Annotated in this window: 11 protein-coding genes; 4 read left to right on the top strand and 7 right to left on the bottom strand. The window is 46.7% G+C overall.

Annotated features, from left to right (window positions below):
- Positions 1-9: 9 nt before the first annotated feature.
- A complete protein-coding gene (locus tag GO493_RS11415; protein ID WP_157306290.1) occupies positions 10-777 on the bottom strand; it encodes a tyrosine-protein phosphatase in 768 nt (255 codons plus the stop codon).
- Between the two features lie 17 nt (positions 778-794).
- The gene (locus tag GO493_RS11410; RefSeq protein WP_157306289.1) at positions 795-1274 is read right to left on the bottom strand and encodes a GAF domain-containing protein; all 480 of its coding nucleotides are present in this window, start codon (positions 1272-1274) and stop codon (positions 795-797) included.
- Positions 1275-1764: 490 nt separating this feature from the next.
- Here GO493_RS11410 and idi point away from each other — a divergent pair, with 490 nt between their 5' ends.
- Both idi and GO493_RS11400 read left to right on the top strand, forming a co-directional pair.
- Positions 1765-2283, top strand: a complete 519-nt coding sequence (gene idi / locus GO493_RS11405; RefSeq protein WP_157306288.1) for an isopentenyl-diphosphate Delta-isomerase — start codon at positions 1765-1767, stop codon at positions 2281-2283.
- Positions 2284-2317: 34 nt separating this feature from the next.
- On the top strand, positions 2318-3283 hold the full coding sequence (locus GO493_RS11400; protein ID WP_157306287.1) for a (-)-gamma-cadinene synthase: 966 nt from the start codon (positions 2318-2320) through the stop codon (positions 3281-3283).
- A 56-nt stretch (positions 3284-3339) separates the two neighbouring features.
- On the opposite strand, the gene GO493_RS11395 is transcribed toward GO493_RS11400, so the two are convergent.
- On the bottom strand, positions 3340-4371 hold the full coding sequence (locus GO493_RS11395; RefSeq protein WP_157306286.1) for a hypothetical protein: 1032 nt from the start codon (positions 4369-4371) through the stop codon (positions 3340-3342).
- A gap of 314 nt (positions 4372-4685) precedes the next feature.
- Here GO493_RS11395 and GO493_RS11390 point away from each other — a divergent pair, with 314 nt between their 5' ends.
- The gene (locus GO493_RS11390) at positions 4686-6320 is read left to right on the top strand and encodes a sodium/sugar symporter (RefSeq protein WP_157306285.1); all 1635 of its coding nucleotides are present in this window, start codon (positions 4686-4688) and stop codon (positions 6318-6320) included.
- A 79-nt stretch (positions 6321-6399) separates the two neighbouring features.
- Positions 6400-7272 carry an inositol oxygenase family protein gene (locus GO493_RS11385; protein ID WP_157306284.1) on the top strand — a complete coding sequence of 291 codons (873 nt, stop codon included), beginning with the start codon at positions 6400-6402 and terminating at the stop codon, positions 7270-7272.
- Positions 7273-7339: 67 nt separating this feature from the next.
- Here the strand turns inward: GO493_RS11385 and GO493_RS11380 are convergent, their stop codons facing one another.
- The 4 genes from GO493_RS11380 to GO493_RS11365 form a co-directional block, all read right to left on the bottom strand.
- A complete protein-coding gene (locus GO493_RS11380; RefSeq protein WP_157306283.1) occupies positions 7340-7846 on the bottom strand; it encodes a hypothetical protein in 507 nt (168 codons plus the stop codon).
- Positions 7847-7937: 91 nt separating this feature from the next.
- Entirely contained in the window at positions 7938-8450 is a 513-nt protein-coding gene (locus GO493_RS11375) for a hypothetical protein (protein ID WP_157306282.1), read from the bottom strand.
- Between the two features lie 303 nt (positions 8451-8753).
- A complete protein-coding gene (locus GO493_RS11370; RefSeq protein WP_157306281.1) occupies positions 8754-11684 on the bottom strand; it encodes an FAD-binding and (Fe-S)-binding domain-containing protein in 2931 nt (976 codons plus the stop codon).
- Between the two features lie 150 nt (positions 11685-11834).
- A complete protein-coding gene (locus tag GO493_RS11365) occupies positions 11835-12746 on the bottom strand; it encodes a DUF72 domain-containing protein (protein WP_157306280.1) in 912 nt (303 codons plus the stop codon).
- Between the last annotated feature and the right edge of the window lie 249 nt (positions 12747-12995).

Genomic DNA, 12995 nt, shown 5'->3' with positions numbered 1-12995 from the left:
TTGTGCTGTTTAATAGTTGGCAGTAACAGTGGTAATGTTCTTATTCTGGAATGGATAAGTTTCCAGCAGCTTTACCAGTTTTTTATCTTTTGCGATAGCCTTGATTGCACTCAGGTGTTTTTCATGATGCAGATCAGTGCCCACAAAATCTATAAGTTTATTATCAATAAGCCACTCGGCCGTTTTCTGTATATGCTTGCCATAGTAGCCGGTAAGTGACAGCAGGTTAACCTGCATCAGGCAACCCCATTGCCTGAACAGCTTATATTCTTCCAGTTGGTTATGATAATGATTATATCTCTCAGGATGAGCCAGCACAGGACGGTAGCCTTGCGCAGACAGGTCAAACAACCATTGGTGCAGCTGGGGAGGAGCACACATGAAAGACATCTCAACCAGCAGCAACTCCCCGTTCAGTGTAAAGAGGGAAGGAGGTGTTTTCATCAGCTCCTCAAAATATTCATCCATATAATATTCTGCTGCATGATGAAAGTTGACCGGGCTGTTTTTCTCCCGCAACGCTTCCTTTACCTGCCGGAAAGGCGCCGTAAGCGTTTCTGCAGAGTTAGGATAACGGTCCATCATGATATGCGGAGTCGTGATGACCTGCTGTATACCCAGTTCATGAAGAGTATCAATAAAGTGCAGGGATGTTTCTAAATCCTGCACACCATCGTCCACACCCGGTACCAGGTGAGAATGTATATCAGTTGCTATGCCTGCCAGAAAAGGAACGTGGGTACTGGAACTATCGGCTTTCTTGCGAAAAAAGAACATACACAGGAATCGTAGGTTTAATCTTCAAAATTCAGGGCAGCTACAATTTCTTCAAGATACTGCCGGTCTGTTTCATCAAAATGGTTCAGATATTCACTGTCTGCATCAAGTACTGCTATCACTTCATTATTCCTGATCACAGGTACTACTATCTCAGACTTTGAGAGGCTGCTGCAGGCAATATGGCCTGGAAATGCCTCTACATCAGGTACGATGAGGGTTTTGGCTTCAGCCCAGCTGGAACCGCATACACCCCGGCCTTTTCTGATCCGGGTGCAGGCTACCGGCCCCTGAAAAGGACCTAATACCAGCTCATCATTCTTTACAAGGTAAAACCCTACCCAGAACCAGCCAAACTGCTCCTTCAGCGCAGCTACAGTATTGGCAAGGTTGGCTGTAAGGTCCGGTTCTCCTTCTGTCAAAGCCTTTATCTGCGGAATAATTGACTGATATTCCGATGTTTTATCTCCTTTAATGATACTAAGATCTTCTGCCATAAGGTGCAAATATAAGCCAATTTAGCCGCCGCAAGCCAATCCTCCCTCTTAGCCGGCCGCAGGCCAGATCTCATCATTAAAAGATCCAGCCGTGTGCAGCGCAAAAAAAGACCCCGACCTCCTCCTCGAAACCCGGGTTTTGAGCAATTTACCCGCACTATTCATCAAACCCAAACCTAACCCCCCACCAGCCATCCCCCAAAAAGATAAAATGAACAAATAAATTCGTAATTTACCTCCGGTACATTTTAACCCTATCGCTGCCGGCAGCAGGATCCCTGCCCGGGTTGTATTTACAGTGATACGCAGCTGTACAGCATTCTGAAAAAGCAGCATTGAAAATCCTTCTGTTTAGCGAACTATCATTACATTAAAAGACACATTTATGAACACAACCCACTCGCCCCCCGGCAACAAACAGTTGCTATTGTAGGTTATTTTTGCCTGCCGGGAAATATATTTACATCAAAATTTAATCGTTTAAAATAGTATGGAAGCACAGGTTATACTGGTAAATGACAACGATCAGCAGACGGGAACTATGGAGAAGCTGGAAGCACATAAAAAAGGACTTTTGCACAGAGCTTTTTCAGTATTTATTTTTAATGATAAAGGTGAAATGCTGCTGCAGCAACGGGCACTTGATAAGTATCATTCCGGTGGCCTGTGGACCAATAGCTGTTGTAGCCATCCCATGCCTGGTGAAGCGGTAGACGCTGCAGCCCACCGGCGCCTGTATGAAGAAATGGGGTTCAATTGTGACCTCCATGCCCTGTTCCAGTTTACTTATCGCACAGAATTCGATAACGGCCTCATTGAGCATGAATACGATCATGTATTCACCGGTACCTATAACGGGAACATTAACCCAGACCCGGCGGAAGTGAATGCTTACCGCTTCCTCTCTACAGACAGTATTTCCCGGCTGTTGCAGGAACAACCCCAACAGTTTACAAGCTGGTTCATACTGGCTTTTCCACAGGTAGTCAAACATTTAAAGGCCGGGTAGGCCCCGGCCGGTAACCCAAACACAAACCTTTACTATGCCAACGATAACCTTGCCACGGATAGAGTATCCGTTCCCCTCACTCATTAACGAACACGTAAACGCCGCCCATGAGCAAAACCGTCAATGGGTACAATCATTTGGATTGATCAATAACCCGGAAGCCCTTACCCGTTTTGACAGATCACGTTTTGCATGGCTTGCCGCCCGGGCTTTCCCACATGCCAGCTATCACGAACTGTGTATCATTGCCAACTTTAACACATGGCTGTTCATGCTGGACGATCAGTGCGACGAAGCACAACTGGGAAAGAAAGCAGTTTACCTGGAGCATGTAACAGACGGTTTCATGGATATATTACGGCATAATAAACCCATAGACAGCGTCCTGGGAAGAAGCTTCACAAGCATCTGGGAAAGGATGCAGGCCATCGGGGACAGCGCATGGCAAACACGCTTTATACGCAGTATGGACGAATATTTCACTTCCTGCCACTGGGAAGCCGGCAACCGCGCCGCTGGCATCACCCCCACTGTGGCCGAATACGTAACAATGCGTCCCTACACCGGCGCCCTTTTTGCCGACGTAGAAGCAATAGAGATCATCGAAAAGGTATACCTGCCTGCACACATACTTCAGCACTTTATTGTACAACGCCTTGTACTGGCCTGTAACAATATTGTCTGCTGGAGCAACGACATCTTCTCCTGCGCCAAAGAAGCAAAACAGGGAGATGTGCACAACCTCGTACTGGTATTACAGCATGAACGTAACCTCCCCATCCAGGAAGCTGTAAATGAAACAGCACGCATGCACAACGAAGAAGTAAAACTCTTCACTGCGCTTGAAAAGCTGCTGCCCTCCTTTGGTGAGGAAACAGACCGGGAGCTGGAACGCTTCATCGCCGTACTACGCTCATGGATCACCGCTAATTATGACTGGAGCTTCCATGACACCGGAAGGTACCAGGTAAGGGAAGTAGAAGTGTTTGCAGAAAAATAAAAATAACGGGGTAGTTACTGCAGTAACTACCCCGTTCCAATAGTGTTCTGTAAAGATTATCTTTTTTCTTTAAGCCGCTTCTCCAGCAATTTCCCCAGCCACCAGAAAGACAATGCCAGTATCGCAAAGAACAACCCTTTATGCGTACGGTCCCACAGGTATTCAAAATAACGTGTGTACATGTCCAGCAACAGGAATAACACCGCCATATCCCTCACCATCAGGTCATTTTTCTTAATCCCCCATATCAGCGCCGCAATACAAAGCAACGTATAAGCAGCTACCCACCATAATAACTGTACCTGCCTCACATGCTGCCATTCATCCCAGTTGCCGCTGTTACCAAATATAGAGATCATCCATCCTGAAAGGAAAAGTAACACCCAGGTCCCCGTCCAGCTGATATGCTTCAGCGGTTTATAATACCGGTTATGTTTGAATAACTGGTGGCAAAGCAACATGATCACACCCAGCAGCAACATACGGCAGGGGAGGTTCATCCCCAGGAAATAAGGTTGTTCTCCCGTCAGGAAATAAGTAAGCTTTACATATGCAGGGATCAGGCAGATCAGCATAGTACTCCATAACAGCTGTGAAGAGAGCAGCAATGCCAGTATACCGTAGCTGATAGTGGCCAGCAGCCAGAATACGCCATAGTTACCATTCAGGTAAGACAATGTCTTTCCAAGATATACCACGCTGACCCCAATGCTGAGTATAGGCAGCAACCAGAACACTTCACTGTTCAATGACTGCTCCGGATGCTTCTGCCGCCGGCGGTATCCATGAAAACAAAGGAAGATGGAAAGCCCCGCAAAAAGAGTGGCAATAATGCCGTCTGTCAGGGAAAACTTCACCCGCAGCACCTCTATCCATTTCTCATCCAGCACAAGAGAGCCGAAAGCCATCAGGGCGCAGGATATGGCGGCTATGAAAATATACAGGGTTACAGCTTGCCAGTCCGCTTCACGGACATGCCAGGTTTTCCTCAGCCGCTCCGCCTGCTCCGGGGTAATAAGGGTTTCTGTTTCCCACTTATGGATAGCTCTCTGCAACAGACTTGCCTCTTTTTTATCAACTTCTAACATATGATAAATATAATGTCTGAATTTGATTTCCAAAACTTCTTAAACATTCAGCCGCGCACAGCTCCCTCAAAAGATCCTTTAACCGGCCGTAGGCCGGTTAAAACCTCATCAAAAACTTTTTCAAAAAATCAGCCGCGCGCAGCGCAAAAAAAATCCCCCTCAAAAACTGGGTTTTGCCGAAGGCGAAAACCAGTTTTTGAGCAATTCCTCGCATTGCACATCAAAAACAAACCTAAACTGAAAAACTACTTAAATATAAAGATTACTCAAATAGGAATATTTAATTACCTTAACACCCCTAATCACGTTGTTCTATGCTCGCTGGCCTGTCCAAACTTGACTACCTTGTCTTTTTCATCTACTTTATTATCGTTTGCGCCTATGGCATCTTCATCTACTACCGTAAGAAAGCTGCGTCAACCAGTACAAAAGACTTTTTCCTCGCAGAAGGCTCCCTTACCTGGTGGGCTATCGGCGCCTCACTCATCGCTTCAAATATCTCGGCAGAACACTTTATCGGGATGTCCGGCTCGGGCTTTGCCCTGGGACTCGCCATTTCCACATACGAGTGGATGTCTGCCGCTACACTTATCATTGTAGCGGTTTTCTTTATCCCGGTATACCTGAAGAACAGGATCTATACCATGCCCCAGTTCCTGCAACAACGCTATAATACTACTGTAAGTACCATTATGGCTGTTTTCTGGCTGCTGGTATACGTATTCGTGAACCTTACCTCCATCATCTACCTCGGTGCACTCGCCATTTCCGTGATCTCCGGGATCGACTTTGGCTGGTGCGTAACCGGCCTCGCCATCTTCGCCATTATAGTAACACTGGGCGGAATGAAAGTGATCGGTTATACAGACGTTATCCAGGTATTGGTATTGATAATAGGAGGACTGGTCACCGCCTACCTGGCCATCACCATGGTATCCGAACATTTCGGCTATGGTAAGGACATCCTGAAAGGGCTGACACTCATAAGAAGTAAGGCCGATACGCATTTTCATATGATCTTCCCGGAAGGGCATCCCTATTATAAAGACCTGCCGGGCCTTTCCGTGCTGATAGGAGGGATGTGGATCAATAACCTGAATTACTGGGGATGTAACCAGTATATCATCCAGCGAGCCCTGGGCGCCGATCTGCCCACTGCCCGTAACGGTATCCTGTTTGCGGCCTTCCTCAAACTGCTCATCCCCGTTATTGCCGTACTCCCGGGTATCGCAGTATACGTGCTTTATCGTGAGGGCGTTTTCCATTCAGAACTGCTGGATGCAATAGGCCGTGAACGCCCCGACCAGGCTTACCCTACCTTGCTCAACCTGCTGCCTCCCGGTCTCAAAGGCCTGTCCTTTGCCGCCCTGACCGCAGCTATAGTAGCTTCCCTGGCAGGAAAGGCCAACAGTATCTCCACCATCTTTTCGCTGGATATCTACCACCGTTATTTTAATAAAAATGCGTCCGAGAAAAAGCTGGTCATAGTAGGCCGTATCACTGTAATAGTGGCGATGGTGATCGCCTGCCTCGTAGCTCCGGCCCTGAAAACACTGGACCAGGCCTACCAGTTCATCCAGGAATACGTTGGCTTCATTGCGCCCGGCGTACTCGCCATCTTCCTGCTGGGCTTTTTCTGGAAACGAACTACCAGTAAGGCTGCCCTCCTGGGGGCCCTCATTACAATACCTCTCTCTACACTGCTGAAGTTCCTCCCCGTATGGAGTAACGGCCTGTTCCCGGATTATGCCTTCCTGGACCGCATGAGTATCGTATTCGTAGTCATCATAGCCCTCATGGTCCTCGTTACACTGGCAGACCTGAGAAGCAAATACCATGAGCGGGTCATCATTGTCGATACCGCACTCTTCCGCACTTCCCCGGCTTTCATTGCCGGCAGCGTCATCATCGTTGGGATACTTTCAGCCCTTTATACCGTTTTTTGGTAAAAAAAAGCAGCAAATTGCTTGTTGAAATCGATTGAAATTTGTAAATTCAGTTCGTCGATGTGACTTAAATCCACGCAATATGAACGCAAATAACTTTTCTGGAGAGGAACTGCGCCCGCTACAGAGTATCGAACAATGGGAAGACGATCTGCTACTACGTTATCCTGAAGAGGAGAAAAAAGCGAAAGAAGATTACAGGAATTATGAGAACCCCGGCAGGGATACGGTAAGAGAATTTTACCGTCTCAATCATAAATACCAGACGTATGACTTCGTCCAGGAGAAAAGGAAAGAGTTCCTGCAGTTTAGCCGGAAAGAAATGCCGGTATGGGGTGCAATGGAATTTCTGAACACCCTTGTGGATGATTCTGATCCCGATATTGAGCTGGACCAGCTGCAACACCTGCTGCAAACGGCAGAGGCTATACGCGCAGACGGCCATCCCGACTGGTTCGTATTGACCGGGTTCATTCACGACATGGGTAAAGTGCTCTGTCTTTTCGGCGAACCGCAATGGGCTGTGGTAGGAGATACCTTCCCCGTAGGCTGCCGCTTCTCAGATAAGATCGTTTATCCTGAATTCTTTGCAGATAATCCTGATAACCAGGATGAACGTTATAATACCAAATTCGGAGTTTACAGTCCCAACTGCGGACTGGATCAGGTGTCCATGTCATGGGGCCACGACGAATACCTGTACCAGATGGTAAAAGACCATATGCCGGAACCGGCATTATATATGATCCGTTATCACTCCTTTTATGCACAGCACAGGGAAGAAGCATACGCTCACCTGATGAATGACCATGACAAGGAAATGTTTGACTGGGTCAGGAAATTCAATCCTTATGATCTGTATTCAAAAAGTCCAAAACCTCCGGTCATATCCGAATTAAAACCATACTATGAAGACCTGATAGCCAAATATCTGCCTGATACCATCAGGCTGTAATGCAGGCGAAACAGGAAAAAAGAAAGGCAGTACCCTGCGGTACTGCCTCTTGTTTATAAAGTAAGTTTTATTGGTTGGGCGCTCTCTTCAGCGGACCATTATACGAACCCACTAATTTCCTGGCGCCCACTTCGAGCGAGTAGCTGACAGCATAGTTATCACCTGACTTACTAATCGTCACAGTGCCTTTGGTTGCCTCAGGAGCCTCCTCATCAGAGCTTAATTTATAGTTGATAGCCACCGCTGCATAATTGAAATGTTTGGTAGCATCAAATTCAACAGTATCAACATCCCTGTTATAAAATGTATAAGTGCCTGGTGTAATTGCCGGCAGCTGCAAGGCTATATCCACTCCGTTAATCCTCATAGTGGTATCTGCAAGGCTTGTTGCAGTTATTTCCTTATCCGTAAGCAGGATCTCTGTTTCTTCTGTACCATAAACTGAGAATACACCATAGTTAGTGACATAAGATTTTCCATCGTAGGTAAAGGAACCTGCATTCTTAGCATCGTCTTTGCTGCAGGAAGTCATCAGGGCTGCAATTGCCACTGCACCGAAAAGTAATTTTTTCATTTTCTGGTTTTAAAGGTATAGTTGTAATGGAAGTCATAATAAAGGCAGCACCATAAGGCACTGCCTTTTGTTATAGTTTAAAATTCAATCCTTATTGTTCTTTATATTCAACCAGTTTGCCGTTGAATACACCAGCTACTTTAGTATCGGTATCGAAATCCAGCGTATAGCTGACACCAAAGTTAGGTGCAGTGCCGGTCAGCGTTACAGTACCTCCTCTGAGATTATCACTGGAATAACCCTCTGTTTGGGAACTCAGGCTGTAATTGTACGTTACATCAGCATACCGGAAATGCTTGGTGGCATCATACGGATTATCGTTACCGGCTACATAAAATGTATAAGTGCCGGCAGCAAAAGTATCCAGCTCTATAGATACCACATGTATCTTTTTGGAAAGATCGCCAAGACTGGTATTGATACGGTCATAGCTGGAGAAAGTCAGCTCAACATGCCCGTCACCGCTTTTTTCATAGGTACCGTAATTGGTGTTTGCAGTAGTACCATTGAAAGTAAATGAACCGGAGGAAGAAGCATCATCATCTTTGCTACAGGCATTCAGTAACACTACAGCGGCCATTGCGCTGAAAAGAAGTTTTTTCATTTTGTTTTTCGCATTTAAAGTATAGGTCAATACTCCGTATGGGTAAACGGAGGGCTCAGTCATAGGTTTTTAAAAGTGTGAATTGTCCGGTGTAAATATATGATTTATTTATTTTATATCAAACTGCCTCGCTTTATTCAAAAAAATCAGCCGTGCGCAGCACAAAAAAATCTCCCTCAAAAACGGGGTTTTGCCAAAGGCGAAACCCGTTTTTGAGCAATCTCTTCGCGCGCTACCGCTTTTCTCAAACAACAAAAAGGGTTCGCTTTGGCGAACCCTTTTTGTTAAGCAATATCATTATCATTAAACCAACGCCTCATACAATATCTCTACAGGATGCTGCGCCTTCCTCCCCGTACCATCCTTCACCTGGTGCCTGCAACTCGTGCCCGGAGCAGCAATTAACGTTGCATCATCAGCGTTACGCACCGCAGGAAAAAGAACCATTTCCCCGATCTGCATAGAAAGATCATAATGCTCCTTCTCGTACCCGAAAGACCCCGCCATGCCACAACATCCGGAAGGAATAACCTCTACAGAATAATTAGCCGGCAGTGAAAGCATATTTTTACTGTGCAGGGGAGTTGACAACGCTTTCTGCTGACAATGCCCATGCAACTTGATCTGCTTTTTCTCTTTAGTGAACAGGTCTGAAGATATCCTTCCCTGCTCCGCTTCCATACTCAGGAACTCATCTATAAGAAATACGTTCTTAGACAATTGTTTAGCCTTCTCCCGCAATTCCTCCCTTACCAGGTCAGGATATTCATCACGGAAACTCAGGATAGCAGAAGGCTCTACACCCAGCAACGGAACAGTATCACTGATCACCTCACTGAAGATCCTTACATTTTCTTCCGCAAACGTGCGCGCTTTACGTAACAATCCTTTAGACATCCATGCACGGGCGCTCTCCGGATGATTGGTCAGCAATACCTCATACCCAAGCCGCTGTAACAGCTGCACAGCTTTAATACCTATCTCAGTATCATTATAATTGGTAAATTCATCACAGAACAGGTATACCTGCCTTTTTGCCGGCGCCATTGCAGCTTTCTGCGCCGGCCATTGCTTGCGGAACCAGCTTTTCAGCGTAGTTGAATACAAACCGGGCAGTGACCGTTTAGTAGCAAATCCAGCTGTCTTTTTGATCAGGTTACTTACAGCCGGAGTTTTGATCATCCAGTTGTAAATTCCCGGCGTCAGCTTAGCCAGTCCGTTCAGACGGTTGAAGTTGCTGATCAGCTTCGACCTGAAAGGCACTCCGTTCGCATCATAATAATGCTGGAGAAATTCCATTTTCAGCTTTGCCATATCTACGTTTGACGGGCACTCTGACTTACAGCCCTTACAGGCCAGGCAAAGGTCCAGTACCTCGTAGATCTCCTTATGATCAAAACGGTTCTCTTTATTGGAATTGGTCAGGAACTCACGCAGAATGTTAGCCCTGGCGCGGGTAGTATCTTTCTCATTACGGGTCGCCATATAGCTGGGACACATGGTGCCTCCGCTCAGGTGTGTCTTCCTGCAGTCGCCAGACCCATTACACTGCTCCGCATGCTGCAGCATGGTCTGTTCAGGGAAATGGAAGATGGTCTGGATAGGAGGTACTTTCTGACCGGGTTTATAACGCAGCATACTGTTCATGCTGGGAGTATCCACGATCTTGTGCGGATTGAAGATATTCTCCGGGTCCCAGGTATATTTTAACTCGCGTAGCAGTTCATAGTTCTTTTCTCCTATCATCTGGCGGATAAACTCCCCGCGCAGCCTTCCATCTCCATGCTCACCACTGAGGGAACCTTTATATTTTTTAACAAGCGTAGCTATTTCCTCCGCTATTTTGCGGAAAAGCTGGTTGCCCTCTTCTGTTTTCAGGTTGATGATAGGACGGAGATGTATCTCTCCGCTGCCGGCATGGGCATAGTGTACGGAATAAAGACCATAGCCTTTCAGTATCTCGTTGAAGTCACGGATAAAAGCCGGCAGGTCTTCAATATCTACAGCAGTATCCTCTATCACCGGTACTGCCTTTTCATCGCCGGGCAGGTTACTGAGCAGGCCCAGCCCAGCTTTACGCAGTGTCCATATCTTTTTGGTATCCTCGCCAAAGAGGAGAGGGAAGTGGTAACCCAGTCCCGCAGCCTGCAGGTCAGCTATCAGCCTGTTGGCAATTTCAGTGATGGCTTCGCGGTTATCCCGGCAGAATTCCACTACCAGGATAGCCCCGGGATCGCCCTGCACAAAGAAGCGGTTCTTGCGCTGCTGGATATTATCCTTGGTACATTCAAGTATGTAGTGGTCAATCAGTTCGCTGGCGCTGGGCTTATATTGCATGGCAATAATATTGGCCCGCAGCGATTCGTCTATATTATTGAAATGTATACACAACAGCCCGGTTTCTTTGGGCGGAAGCGGAGATACATTCACTTTTATCTCGGTAATAAAAGCCAGGGTGCCTTCAGAACCGGCTATGAGCTTACAGAAGTTGAAATCTTCTTTACCCGCAGTAAAGGGAGCGGTTTCCAGGAGAAGGTCCACAGCATAGCCTGTGTTACGGCGGGTAATGCTGGGTTTAGGGAACTCTCTCCGGATCTCTTCCTGGTTGGTATGATTGCTCAGCAGGGTACGCACCTGCTTGTAAATGGCAGTTTCCAGGGATCCGTCATTCCTTTCACAGCGTTCATGGAATTCTTCCGTGCTGATAGTGTTGAATACCACATCGCTGCCATCGCTGAGAATAGCTTTAACTTCCAGCAGGTGCTCGCGGGTGCTGCCGTATACAACAGAATTGGAACCGCAGGAGTTATTACCTACCATGCCGCCTATCATGGCACGGTTGGCGGTAGAGGTCTCAGGACCAAAATAGAAGCCATGAGGTTTGAGGAACATGTTCAGCTCATCACGGATTACCCCGGGCTGTACTCTTACCCAATGTTCTTCTTTGTTGATTTCCAGTATTTTAGTGAAGGCTCTTGACACATCCACTATAATACCGTTACCAACCACCTGCCCGGCAAGAGAGGTACCGGCAGTACGGGGAATCAGCGAAGTTTTATTGGCGCGGGCAAAGGCTATCAGTGTTTTGATGTCTTTTTCATCTGCCGGTATAGCTACTGCCAGCGGCATTTCCCTGTAAGCGGATGCGTCTGTGGCGTACAATGTCCGCATTGTTTCATCATCGTATAGCGTACCCGTCAGGTCACGGGCTAATCCCCTAAGCTTGTCTCGCATATTATAAAACTTCCCTTTTCAGGCTTCAAAAGTAATATATTGAATGGTGGGATACAAGGGTTATCCATCCAGATCCCCTTTCAGACGGCCGCAAACCATCACCTCCCTCAAAAAAACGGGTTTGCCGAAGGTAAACCCTTATACCTTAGCCTAAAACAGCGAATTCTGCTGTGGCAGGAATACCGGCTTCTGCAATTCTATACCACAAACCTCCCTGATCTTATCCACTGTATAAACGGTCAGTTCCGGAGAATGGGCCTCATCATGCATATGCATAAAGAAATAAAGCTCCTTCACCCCATTTTCCAGCCAGTATTTAATACGGTTGACCCAGTCATCTATCCGCGTATAATCTGTAGGATGCAGGCTGTTCCCTACAAAACGGATAAACGCTTTAGGTACCGGCATATACATATGCGCACAATCCCTGCGGGAGGAGGTATCCGTGATCACCGCCCCTATATTCAGTTTATGGAGCATACCGAAAAGCTCTTCCCTGGCGCCTGTATCACTGAACCATTCCGGATGCCTTACCTCCAGGAAGAACTGCAGGTCCTGCGGCAGGCTCTGGAGATAACGGTAAAGGTTATCCTTTCTCTTAGGAGAAAACTTATCACTCAGCTGCAGGAAGATAGGCCCCAGGTGTTTTCCAAAGGCCAGCACCCCTTCCAGGAAGGCCGTAGTTTGCTGTGAGGCATCTATTAGATTACTGTAGTGGCTGATAGACTGAGGTACTTTCGGACAAAACTTAAAGTCTTTTTTATCACTCACCCGCGCATCCCATTTGGAGATGGCTTCAGCGTCATAGATCTTGTAATGGGTGGCATTCAGCTCTATACAGTTGTAATGATGTACGTACTGGTCCAGGAAATTGGCTTCCTTGGTGCCTTTGGGATAGATCTTACCTACCCACTCCTTTCTGCCCCACTTGGCGCATCCCATGTAGATATGGGGGTTCTTTACAGGCTTTCCTTTCAGCACCGTTTTATTGAAGGCCGGATCTGCCGGCAACGTAAAATCAATTTCATCCAGCTGGGCCGGATCAACGCGTCCAAACTCCATAGTTATATACGAATTGAATCTTTTTCCGAAGGTAAGTTATTCTCTTTTATTGCCTGCTGTTCCCGTTCCGTGGTTCCTATGCCCCAGTTGTTGGCATAATTGCACAGCAAAAAAATTATACAGAAACATGAAAGGCAATCAACCGTAAATAGAAAAAAAAATAGATATGCTATAGCTGCAATCAACGGGGACAGCAGGCTCTAAAATATAATTTGGACATTCCTTTGTAATATGCTTTTTCCACGGTAA

This window comes from Chitinophaga tropicalis, from assembly GCF_009758205.1.
Taxonomy (GTDB): Bacteria; Bacteroidota; Bacteroidia; order Chitinophagales; family Chitinophagaceae; genus Chitinophaga; species Chitinophaga tropicalis.
Note: the sequence above shows the minus strand (reverse complement) of the source record. Positions and strands in the feature narration are given on the sequence as shown.

Bases quoted from the DNA above. Each gene is read 5' to 3' on its own strand.
- GO493_RS11415 (WP_157306290.1), bottom strand. From the start codon at position 777: ATGTTCTTTTTTCGCAAGAAAGCCGATAGTTCCAGTACCCACGTTCCT.
- GO493_RS11410 (WP_157306289.1), bottom strand. From the start codon at position 1,274: ATGGCAGAAGATCTTAGTATCATTAAAGGAGATAAAACATCGGAATAT.
- idi (WP_157306288.1), top strand. From the start codon at position 1,765: ATGGAAGCACAGGTTATACTGGTAAATGACAACGATCAGCAGACGGGA.
- GO493_RS11400 (WP_157306287.1), top strand. From the start codon at position 2,318: ATGCCAACGATAACCTTGCCACGGATAGAGTATCCGTTCCCCTCACTC.
- GO493_RS11395 (WP_157306286.1), bottom strand. From the start codon at position 4,371: ATGTTAGAAGTTGATAAAAAAGAGGCAAGTCTGTTGCAGAGAGCTATC.
- GO493_RS11390 (WP_157306285.1), top strand. From the start codon at position 4,686: ATGCTCGCTGGCCTGTCCAAACTTGACTACCTTGTCTTTTTCATCTAC.
- GO493_RS11385 (WP_157306284.1), top strand. From the start codon at position 6,400: ATGAACGCAAATAACTTTTCTGGAGAGGAACTGCGCCCGCTACAGAGT.
- GO493_RS11380 (WP_157306283.1), bottom strand. From the start codon at position 7,846: ATGAAAAAATTACTTTTCGGTGCAGTGGCAATTGCAGCCCTGATGACT.
- GO493_RS11375 (WP_157306282.1), bottom strand. From the start codon at position 8,450: ATGAAAAAACTTCTTTTCAGCGCAATGGCCGCTGTAGTGTTACTGAAT.
- GO493_RS11370 (WP_157306281.1), bottom strand. From the start codon at position 11,684: ATGCGAGACAAGCTTAGGGGATTAGCCCGTGACCTGACGGGTACGCTA.
- GO493_RS11365 (WP_157306280.1), bottom strand. From the start codon at position 12,746: ATGGAGTTTGGACGCGTTGATCCGGCCCAGCTGGATGAAATTGATTTT.